We start from the raw sequence: 24,861 nt of genomic DNA, 5'->3' as shown, positions 1-24,861 counted from the left end.
TTAGCGTATCCACGGGGCATGCATTGCCGGCGCAATCTCCCCACGATACACGGCCCGGCCGTCGACGCGGCCGGCACGCACGCAGACGAGGGCGCCGCATACGCGGACCGGCTGCCATGGGGCCGGCGTATCCCGACGAATTCGCCGCCCGCGTTTGCCCCACCCATGTTTGCTCGGCGAATACGCGCATCCGCACAGCTTACCGGTTCCATGCGCGTCGCATGCCAGCCGACGATGCGTCGCGGGTTCATGACGCAGACGATCGCGGTCGCCCCGCGTGCGCGGCGCGGCAACTTCCGCTTTCGTATGCCCGTGCCGAAATCCGCTATCCTTGGCAGACCTCACCGCCTCCGGAGGCGCACCATGTGTCGCTGGCTCGCCTACACCGGCAACCCGATCCAGCTCGAAACCGTGCTGTTCCGCGCGAAGCATTCGCTGATCGATCAAAGCCTTCACGCGCGCCTGGGCGCGACCACCACCAACGGCGACGGCTTCGGCATCGGCTGGTACGGCCGTCCGGACGAACTGCCGTTCCGCTACCGCTCGGTCAACCCGGCCTGGAACGACCGCAACCTGCATGAAGCCGCGCGCGCGATCCATGCGCCGCTGTTCGTCGCGCACATCCGCTCGGCCACCGACACGCCGGTCCAGGAAACCAACTGCCATCCGTTCCGCCACGGCCGCTGGCTGTTCGCGCACAACGGCCTGATCCGCCGCTATCAGACGCTGCGGCGCGACCTCATGATGCGCATCGATCCCGCGCTGTTCGCGTCGATCGAGGGCTCCACCGATTCCGAGGTGATGTTCCATCTCGCGCTGACCTTCGGGCTCACCCAGGATCCGGTGCGCGCGCTCGCACGCATGGTCGCGACGATCGAGGAAACCGCCGCGAAGCACGGCGTCGATGCACCGCTCAACATGACGGTCTGCGCGACCGACGGCGAGCGGATCGTCGCGGTCCGCTATTCGAGCGAGCGGCAATCCCGCACGCTGTTTCACAGCACGTCGTTCCGCCATCTGCACGAACTCTACCCGCACGATCCGCGCATCGCGGCCGTCGGCGACGACGCGTTCCTCGTGCTGTCCGAGCCGCTCGTCGACCTGCCGCAAGCGTGGGAGGAAGTGCCGGAAGGCACGGCGATCATCGCGCATCGCGGCGTCATCACCCAGCACGCCTTTGCCCCGCAGCACCGCGTGTAGCGTGCCCGCGGGAACGAATCGGGCCGCGCCCGGCCGAAGCCTTGCAGCGCGCCCCGGCCGCATCCGGCGCAGCGCCTGCGCCGCGGGCAACCGCATCGCCCTCTTTCCCCTCACTTCGGAGAACCCATCTTGGATCTGGCTTCCGTTCATGAATTCCTGCTGACCCGCGGCCTCGATTTCGGCCTCAAGGTCCTCGCCGCGATCGCGCTGTGGATCATCGGCCGCTGGGCGATCAAGCTCGTCACCCATCTGCTCGGCCGCATCGTGAACCGCAGCGGCAAGGTCGATCCGACGCTGTCGCGCTACCTGACCTCGGTGGTCGGCGTGCTGCTCACCATGCTGCTGGTCCTCGCGATCCTGCAGGTGTTCGGTGTGCAGACCACCTCGTTCGCCGCGCTGCTCGCCGGCCTCGGCCTCGCGGTCGGCACCGCGTGGGGCGGCCTGCTCGCGCATTTCGCAGCCGGCGTGTTCATGCAGGTGCTGCGCCCGTTCAAGGTCGGCGACGTGATCTCGGCGGGCGGCGTGACGGGCACGGTGCAGGAGCTGGGCCTGTTCGGCACGACGATCCTGACGCCCGACAACCTGGTCACGCTGGTCGGCAACAACAAGATCTTCTCCGACAACATCACCAACTACAGCATCATGCCGTACCGGCGTGTCGACCTGACCGCGAAGATCGCCAACGGGGTGGACGCGGTCGACGCGATCGCGCGCCTGAAAACCGCGATCGCGCAGGTCCCGAACGTCATCGCCGAACCGGCGCCCGACGTCGGCGTGCTGCAGTTCACGCCGGAAGGCCCGCTGCTGTTCGTGCGGCCGTCGACGCAACCGGCCAACTACTGGCAGGTGTATTGCGACACCAACCGCGTGATCCTCGACACGTTCCGCGACGCGCACTATCCGACGCCGGAAACGCCGGTCGCACATCGCACGGCGTCGTAACCGACCTCGATCGCACGGTCGGCCGCGCACGTAAAAAGCGCGGCCCGCGGGTCACGCCGGATTCAGCCTGGCGAGGCCGATCGCTCAGCGGCGTTCGACCTTGCCGCTCTGGCCCTTGCCGCGCACGAGCTTCCACAGCCCGCCGAGCAGCAGCGGGATGATCGCCGCGCCGATCCCCACCAGCACGATCACGTTCAGGTAGTGACGAATGAACGGGATGTTGCCGAAGAAGTAGCCGAGGAACACGAGCAGCAGCACCCAGATCAGCGCGCCCACCACGTTGAACAGCTGGAACTTGCCGACTTCCATCGACGACGCGCCCGCGACGAACGGCGCGAAGGTCCGCACCACCGGGATGAAGCGCGCGAGCACCAGGGTCTTGCCGCCGTGCTTTTCGTAGAAATCGTGGGTTTTCTGCAGCGCGGCGCGATCCAGGAAGCGTTCCAGCCCCGGAATATGCGTATTGAAGACCTTCGGCCCGATCTTCCGGCCGATCAGGTAGTTCACCGTGTTGCCGCCGATCGCCGCGACCAGCAGCAACAGGATCAGGGCGGCCAGTTCCATCTCCCCCGTCGCGGCGAACGCGCCCGCGATGAACAGCAGCGAATCGCCGGGCAGGAACGGGAAGATCACGAGCCCGGTTTCGCAGAACACGATCAGGAACAGCACCACGTAGACCCAGGCGCCGTATTGCCGGATGAAATCACCGAGGAATGCATCGATATGCAGAACAAGATTGACGAAATGAAGCAGCGTATCCAATGCGTTTCCTTCTTTCCAGGGGATGTGTGCGCCCGCCGGGCACCGCGCCCGACGGCAAAAAACCACGCGTAATCATACAGAAAGTACTCTGCGCGGCCGTGAAATTTTGGCGCGCGGCGTGAGCCGGCCCACGTTCGCGCGCTCCGCGGCCGACGCGCGGCCTCGTTATAATTCCGTCATGTCCGATATCTCCGAAACTGCCGCGGGCGACCTGCCCGGCGACCCGCCCTCCGCCCCGCGCCCGCTGCGCGCGATCGAGCCGCTGCCCGACCAGTTGATCAGCCAGATCGCCGCGGGCGAAGTGGTCGAACGGCCCGCGTCGGTCGTCAAGGAGCTGCTCGAGAACGCGCTCGACGCCGGCGCGCGCACGCTGCGCATCGTGCTCGAGGAAGGCGGCGTGAAGCGCATCGCGATCACCGACGACGGCTGCGGGATCCCGGAAAACGAGCTGCCGCTCGCGCTGATGCGCCACGCGACCAGCAAGATCCGCTCGCTGGAGGAGTTGGAGGCGGTCGCGACGCTGGGGTTCCGCGGCGAGGCGATCGCGTCGATCGCCTCGGTCGCGGAGCTGTTCATCACGAGCCGCACCGAGGAAGCCGCGCACGCGACCCGGATCGACGCGCAGACGGGCGTGCTGTCGCCCGCCGCCGGCACGCGCGGCACGACGATCGAGGTCCGCGAGCTGTACTTCAACACGCCCGCGCGCCGCAAGTTCCTGAAAAGCGAGCAGACCGAATTCGGCCATTGCCTCGAAATGATCCGCCGCGCGGCGCTCGCGCGGCCGGACGTCGCGATCTCGGTGCTTCACAACGGCAAGGCCGTCGAGCACTGGAACGCGAGCGAACCCGCGCAGCGCGTCGCGAAGATCCTCGGCGACGCGTTCGCGACCGCCCACCTGCCGCTCGACGAACGCGCCGGGCCGCTCGCGGTCTACGGCTGCGCGGGCCTGCCGACCGCGAGCCGCGGCCGCGCGGACCAGCAGTATTTCTTCGTGAACGGCCGTTTCGTGCGCGACAAGCTGCTCACCCACGCGGTGCGCGCCGCCTACGAGGACGTGCTGCACGGTGATCGCTACCCGTCCTACGTGCTGTTTCTCGACCTGCCGCCCGAGGCGGTCGACGTGAACGTCCATCCGTCGAAGATCGAGGTGCGCTTCCGCGATTCCCGCTCGATCCATCAATACGTGTTCCACGCGGTGCAGCGCTCGCTCGCGCGGCACGCGGGCGCCTCGCCGGACACCACGGCGGGCGGCCACGCCGCGCAGCTCGCGCCCGGCGCCGCGCCGGCCTCGTTCCAGGCCACGCCGCTCGGCCAGTCCGGCGGCTTCGCGCGACCGACGGGCGGCGGCGGGCTGTCGGGCGGCGGCGCGGGCGGCAGCCTCTGGCAGCGCCAGTCGCGAATGACCCAGGGCACGCTGCCGGTCGCGCAGCCGCTCGCGCTGTACGACGCGTTGTTCGGCCGCAAGGACAGCGGCGCCGGCACGCTGCCCGGCACGACGGGCGCGGAGGCGGCGCCCGATGCCGGCGAACGCGCGCCGTTCGCCGCGCCGCCGGCCTGGCAAGGCGAAGGCGCGGCCGCGCAGGACGCCCACGACGCTCAGCCGCTCGGCTTCGCGCTCGGCCAGATCCACGGCATCTACGTGCTCGCGCAAAACGCCCACGGCCTCGTGATCGTCGACATGCACGCCGCGCACGAGCGGATCCTCTACGAGCAATTCAAGCGCGCGCTCGCGGACCGGTCGATCGCGGTGCAGGCGCTGCTGCTGCCGGTGTCGATGAACGCGACGGCGGTCGAGATCGGCACGGTCGAGGAGGAACGCGACACGCTCGATGCGCTCGGCTTCGATCTGGCCGTGCTGTCGCCGACCACGCTCGCGATCCGCGCGGTGCCGGCGCTGCTCAAGGACGCCGATCTGACGGCGCTGGCCCGCGCGGTGCTCGCCGACCTGCATGAGTTCGGCGGCTCGCGCGTGCTGACGGAGCGCCAGCACGAACTGCTCGGCACGCTCGCCTGCCATCACGCGGTGCGCGCGAACCGGCGCCTCACGCTCGACGAGATGAACGCGCTGCTGCGCCAGATGGAGGCGACGGAGCGCGCGGACCAGTGCAATCACGGCCGGCCGACCTGGTACCAGCTCACGCTCGGCGACCTCGATCGTCTCTTCATGCGCGGCCAATGAGCGCGCCGCCTCTCGCCGCGCCGCGCACGGTCGCCTGCCTGCTCGGCCCGACCGCATCGGGCAAGACGGCCGCCGCGCTGGCGTTCGCGGCGCGGCGGCCGGTCGAGATCATCAGCGTGGATTCGGCGCTCGTCTACCGCGACATGGACATCGGCACCGCGAAGCCGAGCCGCGCCGAGCGCGCGCAGGTCCCGCACCACCTGATCGACATCCTCGACCCGGCCGACGCGTACTCGGCCGCCGAATTCCGCACGGATACGCTGCGGCTCGTCGACGCGATCATCGCGCGCGGCCGCACGCCGCTGCTCGCGGGCGGCACGATGCTCTACTACAAGGCCCTCACCCAGGGCCTGAACGACCTGCCCGGCGCGGATCCCGACCTGCGCGCCACGCTCGACGCCGAGGCGGCGCGCGACGGCTGGCCGGCGCTGCACGCGCGGCTCGCGGCCGCCGATCCGGTCACGGCCGCGCGGCTCGCGCCGAACGACGCGCAGCGGATCCAGCGCGCGCTGGAGGTGCTGATGCTGACGGGGCAGCCGCTGTCGGCGCTGCTCGCCGTCCCGCCGCGCGCGGATGCGGACGCCGCCCGCTACCGTTTCATGCCGGTGGCGCTCGAACCGTCCGACCGCGCGGTGCTGCATGCGCGCATCGCCGAGCGCTTCGACGCGATGCTGGAGGCGGGCTTCATCGACGAGGTCGAACACCTGCGCCGGCGGCCCGACCTGCATCTCGGGCTGTCGTCGATGCGCTGCGTCGGCTACCGGCAGGCCTGGGAATTCCTCGACGGGCTCACCGACCACCGGACCATGCGCGACAAGGGCGTGTTCGCCACGCGCCAGCTGTGCAAGCGCCAGCTCACGTGGCTGCGCTCGATGCCGGAGCGCGTGGTGGTCGACTGCTGCGCCGACGATGCGACCGCGCGCGCAGTGGATGCGCTCGAACGGCTGCTCGACGCGCCGCCCGACCGGCGCGCGTGAATCAGCGCGAATTGCGCACGCAAAAAAACCCGGCTGATACAGCCGGGCTTTTTTGATATGGAAGCGGACCGCACGGGCCCGCGCGGCGCGTCAGACCACGACGGTCTGCGCCTCGCCTTCGCGGCTCTCGCGCACGACGCCGATCTTCCACACCTGCTCGCCTGCCGCGCTCAGCTGGCGCACCGCCTCGTCGGCATCCGCCGCCGAGACGATCACGGCCATGCCGATCCCGCAGTTGAACACGCGGTGCATTTCCGCGTCGGCGACGCCGCCGTGCTCCTGCAGCCACTTGAACAGCGGCGGCAGCGGCCAGGCCGCCTGGTCGAGTTCGGCGGTCAGGCCGTCGCGCAGCACGCGCGGGATGTTCTCGACGAGCCCGCCGCCCGTGATGTGCGCCATGCCCTTGACCGCGAGGCTCTGCATCAGCGCGAGGAGCGGCTTGACGTAGATGCGGGTCGGCGCGAGCAGCGCGTCGGCCAGCGAACGGCCGTGGAAATCCGCCGACAGGTCGGGGTTCGCGCGCTCGATGATCTTGCGCACCAGCGAGAAGCCGTTCGAATGAATGCCGCTCGACGCGAGGCCCAGCACCACGTCGCCCGGCACGATCGTGCTGCCGTCGATGATCTTGCTCTTCTCGACCGCGCCGACCGCGAAGCCCGCGAGGTCGTACTCGCCGTCCGGATACATGCCCGGCATTTCCGCCGTCTCGCCGCCGATCAGCGCGCAACCCGAGAGCTCGCAGCCGGTCGCGATGCCTTGCACGACGGTGGCCGCCGTGTCCACGTCGAGCTTGCCGCACGCGAAATAGTCGAGGAAAAACAGCGGCTCGGCGCCCTGCACGAGGATGTCGTTCACGCTCATCGCGACGAGATCCTGGCCGACCGTGTCGTGGCGGTTCAGGTGGAACGCGAGCTTGAGCTTGGTGCCGACGCCGTCGGTGCCCGACACGAGCACGGGCTCGCGATACTTCTTCGGTACCTCGAACAGCGCGCCGAATCCGCCAATGCCGCCCAGCACGCCATCGCGCAGGGTTTTCTTCGCAAACGGCTTGATCTTGTCGATGAGCGCGTCGCCCGCGTCGATGTCGACGCCCGCGTCACGATAGGAGAGACCCTGGGCGCCAGGAGCGGATTTCGGAGGATTCATGGGGAAAGGCAAGAAGGTCGGTAAAATGCGATTTTACCCGAAGCCGGACGCCCGGCCGGAATTCCCCGCACCGATCCACCAGGGAAAGCATCTTGCCGAATTCGTCCCCGATTTTGACGCCCGCTCCGCGCCCGGCCCGGCTTCGCGCCGCGTCCGGCCGCGCGCGTCGGGCGGCCGGACGCGGCATGCCCGGCCCGCTTCACCCGACCCGATTCGAACCGTGACTGTTACCCGGCAACTGACGCTCGATCTCGGCACCCCGCCGCCCTCCACGTTCGACAACTTCTACATCGGCGCGAACGACGAACTGGTCACGCGCCTGCGCCGGCTCGATCTCGCGCTCGCGGCCGGCCCGGTGGCCGACCGCACGTTCTACGTCTGGGGCGAACCGGGCAGCGGCCGCAGCCACCTGCTGCAGGCGCTCGTGCACGACACCTCGTACGGTTGCGCGCGCTACCTGGGCCCGCAAAGCGGGCTTGGCGATTTCACCTTCGAGCCGCGCGTGTCGCTGTACGCGGTCGACGACTGCGACGCGCTCAGCGACACCCAGCAGATCGCGGTGTTCAACCTGTTCAACGAGGTGCGCGCGCATCCGTCGAGCGCGCTGGTCGCGACGGGCCCTGCCGCGCCGCTCGCGCTCGACGTGCGCGAAGACCTGCGCACCCGGCTCGGCTGGGGGCTCGTGTTCCATCTCGCGCCGCTGTCCGACGAGGGCAAGGCGGCCGTACTCAAGCGGGCGGCGAAGGAACGCGGCATCGCGCTCGCCGACGACGTGCCCGCCTACCTGCTCACCCATTTCCGCCGCGACATGCCAAGCCTGATGGCGCTGCTCGACGCGCTCGACCGGTTCTCGCTCGCGCAAAAGCGCGCGGTCACGCTGCCGCTGCTGCGCACGATGCTGGCCACGCCCGAGCACGACGACGGCGCTTCCGGCCGGCTCAAGTAGCTTCAAGTAAAATGCGCTTCCATGACTAATCTGGCACTCTTTGACCTGGATCACACGCTGATCCCCACCGACAGCGACCACGAATGGGGTCGTTTCATGGTGAAACTCGGCATCGTCGACGCGGACAGCTTCTCGCGGCAGAACGATCGTTTCTACGCCGACTACAAGGCGGGCAAACTCGATATCCACGCTTACCTGATCGCCATGCTGACGCCGCTCGCGCGCCATTCGCGCGCGCAGCTCGCGCAATGGCACGCGCAATACATGCACGAGGTGATCCGGCCGGCGATGCTGCCGGCGGCGCTCGAACTCGTGCGCCGCCACCAGGACGCGGGCGACCTGTGCTGCCTGGTCACCGCGACCAACGAATTCATCACGCGGCCGATCGCCGCCGCATTCGGCATCGATGCGCTGATCGCGCCCGAGGTCGAGACCGTCGACGGCCATCCCGACTCCGCGTTCACCGGCCGCCCGACGGGCACGCCGAGCTATCGCGAAGGCAAGATCGTCCGCACGCAGGCCTGGCTCGCGTCGCTCGGCAAGCAGCTGGGCGATTTCGAGCACAGCTACTTCTACAGCGACTCGCACAACGACATCCCGCTTCTCGAACAGGTCACCGACCCGATCGCGACCAACCCCGACGCCACCCTGCGCGCGCATGCGCAAACGCATGGCTGGCGCATCCTCGATCTTTTCCAACCGTCGTGATCAAAAAACTCATCCGCAAGCTGCTCGGACAAGAGGCCGCCGACGCGGCCCAGGCAACCGACACCCCCGCCCGTGCCCCGCGCGGCGCCCAAGCCGCGCGCGCCGCCGCCCCGGCCCGCCGGACCGAGCCGACCATCGTGCCGGCCGGCGTGCACGGCATCAATCCCGCGCTGATCTCGAAGAACGCCGTGCGCGTCACCGACACGCTGCAACAGGCGGGCTTCCGCGCGTTCATCGTCGGCGGCGCGGTGCGCGACCTGCTGCTCGGGATCGCGCCGAAGGACTTCGACGTCGCCACCGACGCGACGCCGACCGAGGTGCAGCGCCTGTTCCGCCGCGCCCGCCTGATCGGCCGCCGGTTCCAGATCGTGCACGTGCAGTTCGGCCAGGAACTGATCGAGGTGTCGACGTTCCGCGCGCTGGTCGACCCGCAGGCCGCCGGCGACGCGCCGCCGCCGCCCGCCAAGCGCCTCAAGCGCGACGAGCTCGACCGCCGCACCCATGCGGTCGACGCGAGCGGCCGCGTGCTGCGCGACAACGTCTGGGGCGAGCAGCACGAGGACGCGACGCGCCGCGACTTCACGATCAACGCGATGTACTACGACCCGGCCACGCAGTCCGTGCTCGACTACCACGACGGCATGGCCGACATGCGCGCGCGCCTGCTGCGGATGATCGGCGATCCGGCCACGCGGTTCCGCGAGGATCCGGTGCGGATGCTGCGCGTGGTGCGCTTCGCGGCGAAGCTCGGCTTCGAGATCGAGCCGCATACGCGCGCGCCGATCCAGGAGCTGGCCGACCTGATCAACAACGTGCCGGCCGCGCGCCTGTTCGACGAGATGCTGAAGCTGCTGCTGTCCGGCCACGCGCTCGCCTGCCTCACGCGGCTGCGCGCCGAAGGGCTGCACCACGGGCTGCTGCCGCTCCTCGACGTCGTGCTCGAACAGCCGCAGGGCGAAAAATTCATCCGCCTCGCGCTCAACAACACCGACGCGCGCGTGCGCGCGGGCAAGCCGGTGTCGCCGGGCTTCCTGTTCGCGACGCTGCTGTGGCACGACATGCGCCAGCGCTACGAGCAATACGTGGCCGAGGGCGAATTCCCGGTGCCGGCGCTCAACCGCGCGATGGACGACGTGCTCGACATGCAGACCGAGAAGCTCGCGATCCACAAGCGCTTCTCGGCCGACATGCGCGAGATCTGGGGGCTGCAGCTGCGCCTCGAGAAACGCTCGGGCCGCGGCGCGCTGCGGCTGCTGGAACACCAAAGATTCAGAGCGGGGTATGATTTCCTCCTGTTGCGCTGCGAGTCCGGCGAGCTGGACGGCGAGGTCGGCCAATGGTGGACGGATTTCATCGACGGCGACATCGCGCAGCGTGAAGCGCTGCTCACGCAGGGCGGCACCAAGGAGAAATCACCGCGCAAGCGTCGCCGCCGAGGCGGCGCGCGCAATCGCACGCCGGACGACGGCACGGAACAGACGCCGCAGCAAGGCGACTGACGCGCACGCGGTCGAACGATGCAGGAAGTGATGCCATGACGGTTGCTTATCTCGGACTGGGGGCCAATCTGGGCGACGCGCGCCAGGCGCTGAAGGACGCGGTCGTCTGTCTCGCGCAGCAGCACACGGTCACCGTGTGCGGCAAGTCGAGCCTGTACCGCACCGCGCCCATCGACGCCGGCGGCGACGACTACTACAACTGCGTCGTCAAGATCGACACGCCGCTCGACGCGCACGAGCTGCTCGCGCTGTGCCAGAAGATCGAGCATCACTTCGGCCGCGAGCGCCCGTACCGCAACGCCCCGCGCACGCTCGACATCGACCTCCTGCTGTACGGCGCGCACCGGATCGACAGCCCCGACCTGGTGGTGCCGCACCCGCGCCTGACCGAACGCGCGTTCGCGCTCGTGCCGCTCGTCGAGATCGACCCGGCGCTCGAGATCCCCGCGCTCGGCCGCGCCGACGCCTTCCTCGCCGCCGTCGCGTCGCAGCGCATCGAGAAGGTCCAGTCCTGCCAATGCCAACTGCTGCGCACGCTCGCCGACGAAGCGGGCGCGCAGCCCGGCAAACCCACCTGCCAATGAACGCCGCACCCCTGACCGTCACGCCGCCCGACTCGCGGCCGCCGTGCCGCCACCTCGTGATCGAGGGGCCGATCGGCGTGGGCAAGACCTCGCTCGCGAAGCGGCTCGCCGCGCGCTGGTCGACCCAGCCGCTGCTCGAACGCCCGCAGGACAACCCGTTCCTCGAACGCTTCTATCGCGACACCGCGCGCTACGCGCTGCCCGCGCAGCTGTCGTTCACGCTGCAGCGCGCGCAGCAGGCGCGCGAGATCACCGCCGCCTACGCGGCCGGCACGCCGCTCGTCACCGATTTCATGCTGCAGAAGAGCGAGATCTTCGCGCGGCTCACGCTGCCCGACGACGAGTGGCAGCTGTATCGCGCGCTGGCCGCGCAGGTCGATACGAGCGCGCCCGCGCCCGACCTCGTGGTCTACCTGCAGGCGACGCCCGAGGTGCTGTACGCGCGGATCCAGAAGCGCGGCGTGGCGATGGAGCAGCAGATCAGCGACAGCTATCTGCGCGCGCTCTCCGACGCGTACAACGAATTCTTCTATCACTACGATCGCACCCCCGTGCTGACCGTGGCGGCGGAACACCTGAATCCGCTCGAATCCCCCGAAGACCTTGCGCTGCTCGTCGACCGGATCGAGACGATGCGCGGCCGCAAGGAATACTTCGTCAAGGGCGGCGCCGCCCGTTGAGGCGGCGCGCCCTTTCCTTCACCCATCGAATCGGAACACCCATGACCTATCTCCAGGAATCGAGCCGGCCGGCCGTGACGGTCCCCAAGCTGCAGGCCATGCGCGACGCCGGCGAGAAGATCGCGATGCTCACCTGCTACGACGCGAGCTTTTCCGCGCTGCTCGACCGCGCGGGCGTCGACGTGCTGCTGATCGGCGATTCGCTCGGCAACGTGCTGCAAGGGCAGACCACGACGCTGCCCGTCACGCTCGACGAGATCGCGTACCACACGGCCAGCGTCGCGCGCGCGCAGCCGCGCGCGCTGGTGGTCGCCGACCTGCCGTTCGGCACCTACGGCACGCCGGCCGACGCGTTCGCGAGCGCGGTCAAGCTGATGCGCGCGGGCGCGCAGATGGTCAAGCTGGAGGGCGGCGAATGGCTCGCGGAGACGGTGCGCTTCCTGGTCGAGCGCTCGGTGCCGGTGTGCGCGCACCTCGGCCTCACGCCGCAATCGGTGCATGCGTTCGGCGGCTTCAAGGTGCAGGGCAAGACCGAGGCGGGCGCGGCGCAGCTGCTGCGCGACGCGCGCGCGATCGAAGCGGCGGGCGCGCAGCTCGTCGTGCTGGAGGCGATCCCGACGCTGGTCGCGGCCGAGGTCACGCAGCTGCTGCGGGTGCCGACGATCGGCATCGGCGCGGGCGTCGACTGCTCGGGACAGGTGCTGGTGCTGCACGACATGCTGGGCGTGTTCCCCGGCAAGCGGCCGCGCTTCGTGAAGGATTTCATGCACGGCCAGCCGGGCGGCATCTTTGCCGCGGTCGAGGCGTATGTGCACGCGGTGAAGGACGGGAGCTTCCCGGGGCCCGAGCATTCGTTCTGAACGCCTGAACGGCGGGTGATGCGGGCGGGCGCGAACGCGCCGTCCGCAAACGAGCAACGTGATCGCGGCCCGCGCGGCGGGCGACTGCGACCGGAACGCCCCCGCCGACGACGCGGCCCGCTCAGCCCCCGGGCGCGCGCGCCAGCCGCGCCGCGACCGCGCCGCGCAACGCATTGCTCAGCATCAGCGCTTCCGCGCGCAGCAGGTCGTCCTGCGTCAATACCCGCTCGCTCGCGGCGAGCAGCGGATCCTCCAGCAGCACTCCGCGCATCACCCCCGGCAGCACGCCCGATGCGAGCGGCGGCGTATACCAGCGTCCATCCAACTTGACGAACACCGTCGAGCGCCCGCCTTCCGTCAGCTCGCCGCGCTCGTTGACGAACAGCATGTCGAAGCAGCCCTGCTGCTCCGCCTGCTGCCACGCGCGATCGTAGTGCGCGCGCCGCGTGGTCTTGTGCAGCAGCAGCGCATCGCCCGACGGCACCGCCGCGAAACCGTGCTCCGACGCGAGCATCACGCCCACCGGCCCGTCCGCGAGCGGCTTGAGCGGCGCGCCCGTGAGTTCGAGCGCGCCGTCCTTGGCCAGCGCGAGTCGCACGCGATGCGCGCCCGGTTCGTCGAACGCCGCGCAACGCGCCGCGAGCGCCGCCCGCAAGGCGGCCTCGTCGTACGCGAAACCGAATGCGTCCGCGCTCGCGCGCAGCCGCGCGAGGTGGCGATCGAGATGGCGCACGCCGTCGGCGCGCGTCGCCTGCATGGTCTCGAACAACGCGAAGCCCGGCTCCGCGCCCGTGAGGAAGCGCGCCTTCAGCTCGCACTCCGCGTATTCGTCCGCCGCGACGCTGTCGAGCACGATCCCCGCGCCCACGCCCATCACGCCGCGCCGTCGCCCCTGGGCGTCGGCCGGGGCAAGCGTCAGCGTGCGGATCGCGACCGACAGGCAGAAGTCGCCGCACGGATGCGCGCCGTCGTCCGACGCGGCGTCGAGCCAGCCGAGCGCGCCCGTATACAGCCCGCGCGGCGTGCTCTCGAGCGCGTCGATCAGCTTCAGGGTCTCGTGCTTCGGCGCGCCCGTGATCGAGCCGCACGGGAACAGCGCGCGCAGCACGTCCGCGAAGCGCACGCCGTCGCGCAGCTCGGCCTCGACCGTCGAGGTCATCTGCCATACCGATGCATACGGCTCCACCGAGAACAACGCGGGCACCCGGACGCTGCCGGTGCGCGCGACGCGCGACACGTCGTTGCGCAGCAGATCGACGATCATCACGTTTTCCGCGCGATTCTTCGGATCGTTCGCGAGGAGCCGCGCCATGGCCGCATCGGCCGCGGGCTCGGCCGCGCGCGGCGCGGTGCCCTTCATCGGCCGCGCGCGCAGCCGGGCGCCCGCCTTCTCGATGAACAGCTCGGGCGAGCAGGACACGATCCAGCCGTCGTCCGGCAGCGCGATCAGCGCGCCGTAGCGCACCGGCTGACGCGCGCGCAGCCGCCGATACAGCGCGAGCGGCGCGCCGAACGCATCGAAATCGAGCCGGTAGGTGTAGTTGACCTGATACGAATCGCCGTCGCGCAGCGCGCGCTGCACCGCCGCGAGCGCCGCGTCGAATGCCGCGCGCGTGACGCTCTTGCGCACCCGCGCGACGCCCGCGACCGACGGCGTCGCCGCGCCGCCGTCGCGCTGCGCGAGCCAGCCGTCGGCCTCCTCGCGCGACAAGCGCTCGACCCGGTCGAACAACAGAAAACGCAGCGGCGCATCGCCTGGCTGCGCCAGTTGCAGATTCCGCCCGAACCCGTAGTCGCCGAGCACGATCGCGTGCAGCCCGCGCCGCGCATCGGCCGCGACCGCGTCGCAGACCGCATCGAGCGTCGCCGGATCGGTGCACATGCGTTCGTGCGAGAACCCGGTATACAAGCGACTCGACCGCGTCGCCGCGGTCGAGTCGCAATCGTCGAGGAGCGCGAAGACCGCGCTCCCGTCAAGCTCAGCCATCCCGCTTCACCTTATCGGCCCGTCACTCGAAGAAGCTCTTCACGCGATCGAACCAGCTCTTGCTCTGCGGGCTGTGGCGCCCGCCGCCTTCCGCCAGCGACTTCTCGAACTGCTTGAGCAGGTCGCGCTGCTGCTCGGTGAGCTTCACGGGCGTTTCCACCTGCACATGCACGTAGAGGTCCCCGGCGATGCTCGAACGCAGGCCCTTGATGCCCTTGCCGCGCAGCCGGAACGTCTTGCCCGACTGCGTGCCTTCCGACACCGTGAAGCTCGCGCGGCCCGCCAGCGTCGGCACCTCGATCTCGCCGCCGAGCGCCGCCGTCGTGAACGGAATCGGCATCTGGCAGTGCAGGTCGTCGCCGTCGCGCTCGAACACCGCGTGCGGCTTGATGTGGATCTCGACATACAGGTCGCCCGACGGCCCGCCGTTGATCCCCGGCTCGCCGTTGCCGGCCGAGCGGATCCGCATGCCGTCGTCGATGCCCGCCGGGATCTTCACCTCGAGCGTCTTGTTTTCCTTCACCTTGCCCGAGCCGTGGCAATGCACGCACGGTTCCGGGATGTAGGTGCCGGTGCCGTGGCACTTCGGACAGGTCTGCTGGATGCTGAAGAAACCCTGCGACATCCGCACCGTGCCCTGGCCGTGACAGGTCGGGCAGGTTTCGGGCTTGGTGCCCGGCTTCGCGCCGGAGCCGTGGCAGATGTCGCACGACGCCCAGCTCGGCACGCGGATCTGCGTGTCGTAGCCGTGCGCCGCCTGCTCCAGCGTGATTTCCATGCTGTAGCGCAGGTCCGCGCCGCGATACACCTGCGGGCCGCCGCGGCCGCCGCGCGCGGCGCCGCCCGCGGCCTGGCCGAAGATGTCGCCGAAGATGTCGCCGAACGCATCGGCGAAACCACCGAAGCCCTGCGCGCCCGCGCCGCCCACGTTCGGATCGACGCCGGCGTGGCCGTACTGATCGTACGCCGCGCGCTTCTGGCCGTCCGACAGCATTTCATAGGCTTCCTTCACTTCCTTGAAATGCTCTTCCGCATCCTTGCTGTCCGGATTGCGGTCGGGGTGGTACTTCATCGCGAGCTTGCGATATGCCTTCTTGATTTCGTCGTCGCTCGCATTCTTCGCGACGCCCAGAACCTCGTAGTAATCCCGTTTCGCCATATCGGTTCAATACCGCCGCTCAACGCGCGCGGCGGCTCCTCTCGCTTCCAGTAAAGTCTTGCGACTTGTTGAGCGGCGCCGACACGTCGTGCCGGCGCCGCCCGCCATAAAACAAATGCGCCCGGAGGGCCGCGAGGCCCGCCAGGCTAGGGGTGATCCGTGCTTCCGGCGACGGAGACGGATCCGAGTCAGCCGCGCCGCGCGCGTCGCCGCGCGCGGCTCGCGGTTCAACTGCAACCCGGCTTAGTCCTTCTTCACTTCCTTGAAGTCCGCGTCGACCACGTCGTCGGCCTGCTGCGCGCCGCCGTGCGCCGCGCCTTCCGCCGCGCCGGCCGCACCGGCCGCACCCGCCGCGCCGGCCTGCTGCGCCTGCATGTCGGCGTACATCTTCTCGCCGAGCTTCTGCGACGCCGTCGAGAGCGCCTCGATCTTCGCATCGATCGCCGCCTTGTCGGCCGACGTGTTCTTCAGCACGTCCTCCAGCTCCTTCAGCGCGGCCTCGATCTTGTCCTTCTCGCCCGCGTCCAGCTTGTCGCCGTACTCGGCGACCGCCTTCTTCGTGCTGTGGACGAGCGCGTCGCCCTGGTTGCGCGAATCGGCCAGCTCACGCAGCTTGTGGTCTTCCGCCGCGTTCGCTTCCGCGTCCTTGATCATCTGGTCGATCTCGGCTTCGGACAGGCCCGAGTTCGCCTTGATCGTGATCTTGTTTTCCTTGCCGGTCGCCTTGTCCTTCGCGCCGACGTGCAGGATGCCGTTCGCGTCGATGTCGAAGGTCACTTCGATCTGCGGCACGCCGCGCGGCGCCGGCGGGATGCCTTCCAGGTTGAATTCGCCGAGCAGCTTGTTGCCCGCCGCCATCTCGCGCTCGCCCTGGAACACCTTGATCGTCACCGCGCCCTGGTTGTCGTCCGCGGTCGAGTACACCTGCGCGTGCTTGGTCGGGATCGTGGTGTTCTTGTTGATCATCTTCGTCATCACGCCGCCGAGCGTCTCGATGCCGAGCGACAGCGGGGTCACGTCGAGCAGCAGCACGTCCTTGCGGTCGCCCGACAGCACCTGGCCCTGGATCGCCGCGCCGACGGCGACGGCCTCGTCCGGGTTCACGTCACGGCGCGGATCCTTGCCGAAGAACTCCTTCACCTTCTCCAGGACCTTCGGCATGCGGGTCTGGCCGCCGACCAGGATCACGTCGTCGATGTCCGAGACCTTGACGCCCGCGTCCTTGATCGCGATGCGGCACGGCTCGATGGTGCGCTCGACCAGCTCCTCGACCAGCGCTTCCAGCTTGGCGCGCGTGATCTTCAGGTTCAAGTGCTTCGGACCCGATGCGTCGGCCGTGATGTACGGCAGGTTGATTTCGGTCTGCTGGCCCGACGACAGCTCGATCTTCGCCTTCTCGGCCGCTTCCTTCAGGCGTTGCAGCGCGAGCACGTCCTTCGACAGGTCGACGCCCTGCTCCTTCTTGAACTCGCCGATGATGTAATCGATGATGCGCTGGTCGAAGTCTTCGCCGCCGAGGAAGGTGTCGCCGTTGGTCGACAGCACTTCGAACTGCATTTCACCGTCGACGTCCGCGATCTCGATGATCGACACGTCGAAGGTGCCGCCGCCGAGGTCATACACGGCGATCTTGCGGTCGCCCTTCTCGGCCTTGTCGAGGCCGAACGCGAGCGCGGCCGCGGTCGGCTCGTTGATGATCCGCTTCACTTCGAGGCCCGCGATGCGGCCGGCGTCCTTGGTCGCCTGGCGCTGGCTGTCGTTGAAGTACGCGGGCACCGTGATCACGGCTTCCGTGACCGGCTCGCCGAGGTAGTCCTCGGCCGTCTTCTTCATCTTGCGCAGCACTTCGGCCGACACCTGCGGCGGCGCGAGCTTGTCGCCGTGCGCCTCGACCCATGCGTCGCCGTTGTCGGCCTTGATGATCGCGTAGGGCATCAGGCCGATGTCCTTCTGCACTTCCTTCTCTTCGAAGCGGCGGCCGATCAGGCGCTTGACCGCGAACAGCGTGTTGCGCGGGTTGGTCACCGACTGACGCTTGGCGGGCGCGCCGACCAGGACTTCGTTGTCGTCCATGTAGGCGATGATCGACGGCGTGGTGCGCGCGCCTTCCGAGTTCTCGATGACCTTGACTTGGTTGCCTTCCATCACGGCCACGCACGAATTCGTGGTGCCGAGGTCAATACCGATGATCTTTCCCATTTTCTTCAATCTCCAGAAATCTTGATCGCTGCGGAAAACCGGCCTTTTTACCCGATTCCCCACGCCAAATTCAACTCTGCACTCGAAATAAGTGCTGCCGCGCCGTTTTCAAGACCCTGAAACCGATGCGGCTATTTATTTTTTCAATCGCCGCCCGCGGCCGCGACCTTCGCCCGCGCCGCGGCCGTCGCGGCCTCGAACTGCGCGAGCCCGTGCCAGCCGGTGGCCCGCCCGAGCCGCTTGCCGCGATGGAAGAAGAACCAGGTCGGCACGCCGTGCAGCACGAAGCGGCGCGCCAGCTCGCGGTGTTCGTAGACATTGCTCTGGAACCATTTAAGGTCGAGCGCGCGGATCGCGTCGGGCTGCGCGAGCATCGCTTTCTTGGCGATCTCGCAGTTGAAGCAGTCGACGCCCCAGAAAAACACGACCGCGAGCGCATCGCCCGCGGCGGCGAGGCCGGCGTCGAAGTTCGCGGCGTCGAGCGGCGCCATGCCGAACACCGCAAATGCCGTCGCGTCGACGTCCACGCCCGCCATTGCGTCCGCGCTTACTTCGGCTGGGCGACGGTCACGAGTGCCGGACGCAGTACGCGGTCGGCAATCGTGTAGCCTTTTTGCAACACTGCGACGACGGTATTCGGCTCCTGCTCGGCCGGCACCATCGAGATCGCCTGGTGCTGGTGCGGATCGAACTTCGCGCCGACCGGGTTGATCGCCGTCACGCGGCCCTTCTCGAGCGCGCTCTGGAGCTGGCGCAGCGTCAGGTCGACGCCCTCGCGCACCTTCGTGAGGTCGCCCGAGGTGTCGCCGAGCGCGGCTTCGAGGCTGTCGAGCACGGGCAACAGGTTCTCCGCGAAGCTCTCGATCGCGAACTTGTGCGCCTTCGACACGTCGTCCTGCGCACGGCGGCGCACGTTCTCGGTCTCGGCCTTCGCGCGCAGGAAGCCTTCCTGCAGCTCGACGATCTTGGCTTGGGCCTCGGCGAGCGCGGCTTCGGCAGCGGGCGCGGCGTCGGCGGCCTGGGCGGCCTCGGCGGCGGCCGGGTCGCGGCCGGTTTCGTCGGCCGTCTGGCCAGCCGGGTTCTCTTGCGTGTTTTCCATGTCGCTGAAAAGTCGTGTTAGAGGTTAAAGCCAAAACGGCGTCCCGCCGCGCGGTTCGAGCCACGCCGGCCGGAGGCCGCACAACGATAGTGCAAATGGGGCCCAAGACAACAATTTCAAGAGGGTCTTTGTCCGCGCGACGCACCGTTTCCCGGCAGCCCGTCACCGCGCCGGTGCGCGACCGAACGCCCGTGCGGCGGGCGGAAACCCGCGGTAACAACCCTTACGCGGCCGCCTCTAGCAGCCGGGCGGGCCCCTGCACTACACTCCAGTCAGGCAGCCTGAAGAGCAGGGATGCCCTGCCCTGACGAATGCCTGACATCGATCCCGTGGCCGCGTTTTCACCCGTCTTCTCGAGGGGAGTACCGTGAAACTGACCTTTGCCATCTCGATGGTCGCCCTGGTACTCATTGCGGGCACCACGACCATCTGCCTGTCCGGCGCCGTGACCGAGCGCACCACCGAATACGGCAGCGCGCGCGCCACCTTCGACCAGATGTTCAGCGCTCACCCGAAAGTTTGTCGATGATCCGCCGGTCGCGCTTGGTCGGCCGCCCGTGCAGTTCCGCCGCGGGTTCCCGGAAGTTCCGGCGGCGCTCCTGCTCGGCGAGCCTGCGCTCGCGGCCCGCCGCGGTTTCCGCGTAGAGCTGCTGGGCGACGCTCGCCGGCCCGCGCGTGTCGCACACCCCGAGCACGTCGACCTGCCAGACCACGCTTTCGATCGCGATCTCCACCTGGTCGCCGACCCGCACTTCCTTCGACGGCTTGACGGCCGCCCCGCCGATCCGCACCCGCCCCTTGTCGACCGCGTCGGCCGCGAGCGAGCGGGTCTTGAAGAAACGCGCGGCCCACAGCCACTTGTCGATGCGCAGCCGCGCGCCGGGTTCGGTCGAGATCCGGTAGTTCATCGCGTCAGGCCATCGCCTCGGTGTGCGCGACCGGCCGCACCGGCCAGCCTTGCAGGTTTTCCGCCGCGATCTCGCCGAGCGCCGCGATCCACGCGGGCGACGCGTTCAGGCACGGGATCCGGTGGAACGCCTTGCCGCCCGCGCCGAGGAACGCGTCGCGCACCTCCATGCCGATCTCCTCGATCGTCTCCAGGCAATCGGCGGTGAAGCCCGGGCAGAACACGTCCGCGCGGCGCACCCCGGCCTCGCCCAGCTCGCGCAGCGTCGGCTCCGTATAGGGCTGCAGCCATTCCGCCTTGCCGAAGCGCGACTGGAACGTGACCCGGCATTCGAGCGTGGTGAGCCCGAGCGCCGTGATCAGCAGCGCGGCCGTCTGCTGGCACTGGTCGTGATAGGGATCGCCGAGGTCGAGCGTGCGCTTCGGCACGCCGTGGAAGCTCAGCACGAGCTTGTCGCCGGCGGCGAAATCGGGGCGGCCGTGCGCGTCCCAGTAGTGGCGCACCTGCTCGGCCAGCGCGTGGATATAGGCCGGATGGTCCGCGTAGTGGCGCACCGTGCGCACCTCGGGCTGGTTGCGCATGCGGCGCAGCGCGACGAACGCGTCGTCGAACGCGGTGGCGGTGGTCGAGGCCGAATACTGCGGGTACAGGGGCAGCAGCAGCACGCGCTCGGCGCCCGCGCGGCGCAGCTGCGACAGCACCGTGCCGATCGAGGGGGTGCCGTAGCGCATCGCGTAGTCGACCAGCACCTGATAGCCGTTCGCGGCGAACAGCGGCCGCAGGCCCTCGACCTGGCGCTCGGTATGGACGCGCAGCGGCGAGCCCTCGGGCAGCCAGACGGACGCATATTTCTTCGCCGACGCGCGGCCGCGCAGCGGCAGCACCAGCGTGCGCAGGATCACCTGCCAGACGGCCCGGGGAATCTCGACCACGCGCGGGTCGGACAGGAACTGGGCGAGGTAGCGGCGCACCGCGCGGGGCGTCGGCTCGTCGGGCGTACCGAGGTTGATCAGCAGCACCGCGACGCGATGGGCCGCCGCGGCGTGCGACGGCGGTTCGAGATCAAAACGCATGGGCAGGACGTGCCGGAGCACCAAATCGAACGAAACACATTATAGCGGGCCGGCTCGGGCGGGCGCCCGGCTACTGCTGGCTCAGGGTCAGCGACAGGAGCCGCGCGGTGATGTCGACGATCGGAATCACCCGGTTGTAGGCCATCCGGGTCGGCCCGATCACGCCGAGCGTGCCGACGATCGTGCCGTTGACCTCGTACGGCGCCGTCACGACGCTCATCTCCTCGATCGGCACCAGCGTCGATTCGCCGCCGATGAAGATCTGCACCCCCTGCGCGTGGCTCGACACGTCGAGCAGTTGCAGGAGGCTCGTCTTCTGGTCGAACACGTCGAACAGCTTGCGCAGCCGCGCCATGTCGGACGACAGGTCGGCCACTTCCAGCAGGTTGCGCTCGCCGGAAATCAGCACCGTATCCTCTTCGTCCGGCACCTCGGTGCTCGCGGTGACGGCCGCGTGCATCAGCGCGGTCATGTCGCCGCGCAGCTGGTCGATCTCCTCGCGCAGCCGGCGCCGCACCTCGTCGAACGACAAACCCGCGAAATGCGCGTTGATGTAGTTCGACGCCTCGGTCAGCTGGGCCGGCGAGTAGTCGCGCTGGGTCGCCATCATGCGGTTCTGCACGTCGCCTTCCGGCGTGACGATGATGAGCAGGATCCGCTTGTCCGACAGCCGCATGAACTCGACCTGCTTGAACACGTGGCTGCGGCGCGGGGTCAGCACGACCCCGGCGAACTGCGACAGGCTCGACAGCACGCCCGCCGCGGCCGCCACCACCTTCTGCGGCTCGCCCGCCTGCAGCGTGGCCTGCACGAGCCGGGTGACCGCGTCCGGCGCCTCGACCGTCAGCATGGTGTCGACGAACAGCCGGTAGCCGCGCGGCGTCGGCACGCGGCCGGCCGACGTATGCGGGCTCGAGACCAGCCCCAGCTCCTCCAGGTCCGACATCACGTTGCGGATCGTGGCCGGGCTCAGTTCCAGCCCTGAATGCCGCGACAGCGTGCGCGAGCCGACCGGCTGACCGTCGGCGATATACCGTTCGATCAGCGTCTTGAGGAGAGTTCGTGCGCGGGGATCTAGCATGGGGAAAAATTCTAGCGCAACCCGGCCTCGGCCGCGAGCGCGGCGCAACCCGGCCGAACGGCGCGCCGGCGCGCCGAGCGGTTCTTTTCGTCATCGAGCTATGGTGTAATGCCGGCATGAAAACCGGCAATCAGTTCCATACCGTCGCGCTCGTGGGGCGCAGCAACACGCCCGGCATCGTCGAGCCGCTCGCCGCGCTCGCCGCCTGCATCGCGAAGCGCGGCTTCGAGGTCGTGTTCGAGGCCGACACCGCGCACGGAACCGGTATCACCGGCTACCCGGCCCTCACCCCGGCCGAGATCGGCGCGCGCGCCGACGTGGCGGTGGTGCTGGGCGGCGACGGCACGATGCTCGGCATCTGCCGCCAGCTCGCCCCCTACAAGACCCCGTTGATCGGCATCAACCACGGCCGGCTGGGCTTCATCACCGACATTTCCGCGTCGGACATGCAGGAGCTGGTGCCGATGATGCTGACCGGCAGCTTCGAGCGCGAGGAGCGCACGCTGCTGGAGGCCCGCATCATGCGCGACGGCGAGCCGATCTACCACGCGCTCGCCTTCAACGACGTGGTCGTCAACCGCAGCGGCTTCTCCGGGATGGCGGAGCTGCGCGTGTCGGTCGACGGCCGCTTCATGTACAACCAGCGCTCCGACGGCCTGATCGTCGCCACGCCGACCGGCTCGACCGCCTACGCGCTGTCCTCGTCCGGCCCGATCCTGCATCCGCAGCTGCAGGGCATCGTGCTCGTGCCGATCGCGCCCCACGCGCTGTCGAACCGGCCGATCGTGCTGCCCGACGACTCCCGGGTGCGGATCCAGATCATCGGCGGGCGCGACGTGAACGTGAACTTCGACATGCAGTCGTTCACCGCGCTCGAGCTGAACGACTCGATCGAGGTGCGCCGCTCGAAGCACACCGTGCCGTTCCTGCATCCGGTCGGCTACAGCTACTACGCGACGCTGCGCAAGAAGCTGCACTGGAACGAACATCCGTCGCTCGACGACGACCCGGCGTCCTGACGCCTTCTCCCGCACAGCCCCTCATGCTTCGTCATCTCTCGATCCGCGACTTCGTCATCGTCGCCGCGCTCGACCTCGAATTCGAGCGCGGTTTCACCGTCTTCTCCGGCGAGACCGGCGCGGGCAAATCGATCCTGATCGACGCGCTCGCGCTCGCGCTCGGCGAACGCGCCGACGCGAGCGTCGTGCGCACGGGCTGCACGCGCGCCGACATCAGCGCCGAATTCACCCCGCACGACCGGGTCGTGCGCTGGCTCGACGAGCATGCGTTCGTCGCCGACGACGTCGTGATGCTGCGCCGCGTGGTCGACGCGAACGGCCGCTCGCGCGCCTTCATCAACGGCACCAGCGCGACCCTCGCCCAACTGCGCGAGGTCGGCGAGATGCTGGTCGACATCCACGGCCAGCACGCGCACCAGTTGCTGATGCGGCCGGACGCGCAGCGCGAGCTGTTCGACACGCACGCGGGCCTCGTCGCCGATGCGGCCGCCGTCGCGCGCGGCTGGCGCGTGTGGCGCGACGCGACCCAGGCGATCGACGCCGCGCGCGCGCACGAGCGCGAGCGCCAGCTCGAACGCGAGAAGCTCGCATGGCAGCTCGCCGAGCTCGACAAGCTCGCGCCGCAGCCCGGCGAATGGGAGGAGATCGGCGCCGAGCATCGCCGCCTGTCGCACTCGGCGAACCTGATCGACGGCGTGCAGGCGGCGCTCGGCGCGCTGTCCGAGTCGGACGACGCGATGCTGACCCAGCTCGGCGCGATCGTCTCGAAGCTGCGCGGGCTCGCCGAATACGACGCCGCGCTGCACGACGCGCTCGCCTCGCTCGAACCGGCGGAGATCCAGCTGCAGGAAGCCGCGTATTCGCTGTCGCACTACGCGCAGCGGCTCGACCTCGATCCCGACCGGCTCGCCCAGGTCGAGACCCGCCTCGACGCGCTGCATTCGACGGCGCGCAAGTTCCGCCTGCCGCCCGACACGCTGCACGCCGAGCACGCCGCGCGCCGCGCGCAGCTCGCCGCGCTCGACGCGGCCGCCGACCTCGGCGCGCTCGAGGCCGTCGCCGCGAAAGCGCACGACGCCTACCTGGTCGATGCGAAACGGCTGTCGAAGGCGCGCGCGCAGGCCGCGAAGGCGCTCGGCGCGGCCGTCACCACCGGCATGCAGGAGTTGTCGATGGCGGGCGGCAGCTTCGAGGTCGCGCTCGTGCCGCTCGCGGACGGCGGCGCGCACGGGCTCGAACAGGTCGAGTTCCGCGTCGCCGGCCACTCGGGCGTGCCGCTGCGGCCGCTCGCGAAGGTCGCCTCGGGCGGGGAGCTGGCGCGGATCAGCCTCGCGCTCGCGGTGATCGCGAGCGCGGCCAGCCCGACGCCGACCCTGATCTTCGACGAAGTGGACACCGGCATCGGCGGCGGCGTCGCCGAAGTGGTCGGCCGCCTGCTGCACCAGCTCGGCCAGATCCGCCAGGTGCTGTGCGTGACCCACCTGCCGCAAGTGGCCGCGCGCGGCGACCAGCACCATCAGGTCGCGAAGGGTGCGGACGCGAACGGCGGCACCGTGTCGACCGTCGTGCCGCTCGACAAGGCGAACCGGATCGAGGAAATCGCGCGGATGCTGGGCGGCCTGGAGATCACCGCGACCACGCGCAAGCACGCGAAGGAAATGCTCGCCGCCTGAGGACGGGCCCGCGACACGGGCCGTGTTTCCGACCGGCCGTGCCTGTGACCAGCCGCACCGCCACTACCCGCGCAACCGACCGGCCATACCCAATCCAGGCGCCCCGCTGCGACGCGGCCGGCGCGCCCGGCCGCCCCGCCCCGCCCCGCCCCGCCCCGCCCCGCCCCGCCCCGCCCCGCCC

23 protein-coding genes are annotated in these 24,861 nt (G+C 69.4%); 13 read left to right on the top strand and 10 right to left on the bottom strand.

The features are described 5' to 3' along the window. Positions 1–363 precede the first annotated feature (363 nt). On the top strand, positions 364–1,200 hold the full coding sequence (locus tag AC1RQF_RS18210) for a class II glutamine amidotransferase (protein WP_492872642.1): 837 nt from the start codon (positions 364–366) through the stop codon (positions 1,198–1,200). Between the two features lie 126 nt (positions 1,201–1,326). Beyond that, positions 1,327–2,142: a mechanosensitive ion channel family protein gene (locus AC1RQF_RS18205; RefSeq protein ID WP_274004440.1), complete on the top strand. Its 816-nt coding sequence runs from the start codon at positions 1,327–1,329 to the stop codon at positions 2,140–2,142. Between the two features lie 84 nt (positions 2,143–2,226). On the opposite strand, the gene AC1RQF_RS18200 is transcribed toward AC1RQF_RS18205, so the two are convergent. Beyond that, positions 2,227–2,904, bottom strand: a complete 678-nt coding sequence (locus AC1RQF_RS18200; protein WP_274001320.1) for a DedA family protein — start codon at positions 2,902–2,904, stop codon at positions 2,227–2,229. Positions 2,905–3,082: 178 nt separating this feature from the next. Between AC1RQF_RS18200 and mutL the strand changes: the two genes are divergently transcribed. Next, the gene (mutL, locus tag AC1RQF_RS18195; protein WP_274001319.1) at positions 3,083–5,083 is read left to right on the top strand and encodes a DNA mismatch repair endonuclease MutL; all 2,001 of its coding nucleotides are present in this window, start codon (positions 3,083–3,085) and stop codon (positions 5,081–5,083) included. Next, positions 5,080–6,060: a tRNA (adenosine(37)-N6)-dimethylallyltransferase MiaA gene (miaA, locus tag AC1RQF_RS18190; protein ID WP_274001317.1), complete on the top strand. Its 981-nt coding sequence runs from the start codon at positions 5,080–5,082 to the stop codon at positions 6,058–6,060. The genes mutL and miaA overlap by 4 nt, the downstream gene beginning before the upstream one ends. Positions 6,061–6,150: 90 nt before the next feature. On the opposite strand, the gene purM is transcribed toward miaA, so the two are convergent. Then, positions 6,151–7,206 (bottom strand): phosphoribosylformylglycinamidine cyclo-ligase, encoded by a 1,056-nt coding sequence (gene purM / locus AC1RQF_RS18185; protein WP_274001314.1) that lies wholly within the window; start codon positions 7,204–7,206, stop codon positions 6,151–6,153. 220 nt (positions 7,207–7,426) lie between these two features. Here purM and hda point away from each other — a divergent pair, with 220 nt between their 5' ends. Genes hda through panB form a run of 6 tightly spaced genes read left to right on the top strand, consistent with a single transcriptional unit; the run spans position 7,427 to position 12,483 of the window. After that, complete coding sequence (gene hda / locus AC1RQF_RS18180) at positions 7,427–8,152, top strand: DnaA regulatory inactivator Hda (protein ID WP_274001313.1); 726 nt, start codon at positions 7,427–7,429, stop codon at positions 8,150–8,152. A 21-nt stretch (positions 8,153–8,173) separates the two neighbouring features. Beyond that, complete coding sequence (locus tag AC1RQF_RS18175; protein WP_274001311.1) at positions 8,174–8,860, top strand: histidinol-phosphatase; 687 nt, start codon at positions 8,174–8,176, stop codon at positions 8,858–8,860. After that, positions 8,857–10,359: a polynucleotide adenylyltransferase PcnB gene (pcnB, locus tag AC1RQF_RS18170; RefSeq protein WP_274001308.1), complete on the top strand. Its 1,503-nt coding sequence runs from the start codon at positions 8,857–8,859 to the stop codon at positions 10,357–10,359. Before AC1RQF_RS18175 ends, pcnB begins: the two co-directional genes overlap by 4 nt. Before the next feature lie 35 nt (positions 10,360–10,394). Then, complete coding sequence (gene folK, locus AC1RQF_RS18165; RefSeq protein ID WP_274001306.1) at positions 10,395–10,943, top strand: 2-amino-4-hydroxy-6-hydroxymethyldihydropteridine diphosphokinase; 549 nt, start codon at positions 10,395–10,397, stop codon at positions 10,941–10,943. Beyond that, complete coding sequence (locus tag AC1RQF_RS18160; RefSeq protein ID WP_274001305.1) at positions 10,940–11,623, top strand: deoxynucleoside kinase; 684 nt, start codon at positions 10,940–10,942, stop codon at positions 11,621–11,623. Before folK ends, AC1RQF_RS18160 begins: the two co-directional genes overlap by 4 nt. Positions 11,624–11,664: 41 nt before the next feature. Next, on the top strand, positions 11,665–12,483 hold the full coding sequence (gene panB / locus AC1RQF_RS18155) for a 3-methyl-2-oxobutanoate hydroxymethyltransferase (RefSeq protein WP_274001302.1): 819 nt from the start codon (positions 11,665–11,667) through the stop codon (positions 12,481–12,483). Positions 12,484–12,604: 121 nt separating this feature from the next. Here the strand turns inward: panB and pabB are convergent, their stop codons facing one another. From pabB to grpE, 5 genes are all read right to left on the bottom strand, one after another. After that, on the bottom strand, positions 12,605–14,470 hold the full coding sequence (gene pabB / locus AC1RQF_RS18150; protein ID WP_274001299.1) for an aminodeoxychorismate synthase component I: 1,866 nt from the start codon (positions 14,468–14,470) through the stop codon (positions 12,605–12,607). A gap of 22 nt (positions 14,471–14,492) precedes the next feature. Next, positions 14,493–15,629 carry a molecular chaperone DnaJ gene (dnaJ, locus tag AC1RQF_RS18145; protein WP_274001298.1) on the bottom strand — a complete coding sequence of 379 codons (1,137 nt, stop codon included), beginning with the start codon at positions 15,627–15,629 and terminating at the stop codon, positions 14,493–14,495. Between the two features lie 243 nt (positions 15,630–15,872). Next, complete coding sequence (gene dnaK, locus AC1RQF_RS18140) at positions 15,873–17,828, bottom strand: molecular chaperone DnaK (RefSeq protein WP_274001295.1); 1,956 nt, start codon at positions 17,826–17,828, stop codon at positions 15,873–15,875. Positions 17,829–17,971: 143 nt separating this feature from the next. Further along, positions 17,972–18,364: a thioredoxin fold domain-containing protein gene (locus AC1RQF_RS18135; RefSeq protein ID WP_274001292.1), complete on the bottom strand. Its 393-nt coding sequence runs from the start codon at positions 18,362–18,364 to the stop codon at positions 17,972–17,974. Positions 18,365–18,375: 11 nt separating this feature from the next. Beyond that, positions 18,376–18,927, bottom strand: a complete 552-nt coding sequence (gene grpE / locus AC1RQF_RS18130) for a nucleotide exchange factor GrpE (RefSeq protein ID WP_274001291.1) — start codon at positions 18,925–18,927, stop codon at positions 18,376–18,378. Between the two features lie 367 nt (positions 18,928–19,294). Here grpE and AC1RQF_RS18125 point away from each other — a divergent pair, with 367 nt between their 5' ends. Continuing rightward, positions 19,295–19,456 carry a hypothetical protein gene (locus AC1RQF_RS18125; RefSeq protein WP_274001289.1) on the top strand — a complete coding sequence of 54 codons (162 nt, stop codon included), beginning with the start codon at positions 19,295–19,297 and terminating at the stop codon, positions 19,454–19,456. Here the strand turns inward: AC1RQF_RS18125 and AC1RQF_RS18120 are convergent. The 3 genes from AC1RQF_RS18120 to hrcA form a co-directional block, all read right to left on the bottom strand. Further along, the gene (locus AC1RQF_RS18120; protein ID WP_274001288.1) at positions 19,428–19,835 is read right to left on the bottom strand and encodes an RNA-binding S4 domain-containing protein; all 408 of its coding nucleotides are present in this window, start codon (positions 19,833–19,835) and stop codon (positions 19,428–19,430) included. The two genes, AC1RQF_RS18125 and AC1RQF_RS18120, sit on opposite strands and share 29 nt — an antisense overlap. 4 nt (positions 19,836–19,839) lie before the next feature. Next, on the bottom strand, positions 19,840–20,907 hold the full coding sequence (gene hemH, locus AC1RQF_RS18115) for a ferrochelatase (protein ID WP_274001286.1): 1,068 nt from the start codon (positions 20,905–20,907) through the stop codon (positions 19,840–19,842). A 70-nt stretch (positions 20,908–20,977) separates the two neighbouring features. Next, positions 20,978–21,988, bottom strand: a complete 1,011-nt coding sequence (gene hrcA, locus AC1RQF_RS18110) for a heat-inducible transcriptional repressor HrcA (RefSeq protein WP_274001284.1) — start codon at positions 21,986–21,988, stop codon at positions 20,978–20,980. A 116-nt stretch (positions 21,989–22,104) separates the two neighbouring features. Between hrcA and AC1RQF_RS18105 the strand changes: the two genes are divergently transcribed. Further along, positions 22,105–23,007, top strand: a complete 903-nt coding sequence (locus AC1RQF_RS18105) for an NAD kinase (RefSeq protein WP_274001281.1) — start codon at positions 22,105–22,107, stop codon at positions 23,005–23,007. Between the two features lie 23 nt (positions 23,008–23,030). Next, positions 23,031–24,680: a DNA repair protein RecN gene (gene recN, locus AC1RQF_RS18100; protein WP_492872641.1), complete on the top strand. Its 1,650-nt coding sequence runs from the start codon at positions 23,031–23,033 to the stop codon at positions 24,678–24,680. Positions 24,681–24,861 lie beyond the last annotated feature (181 nt).

This window comes from Burkholderia sp. GW821-FHT14F03 (assembly GCF_058803765.1).
This window is presented reverse-complemented; position numbering and strand designations above follow the sequence as displayed.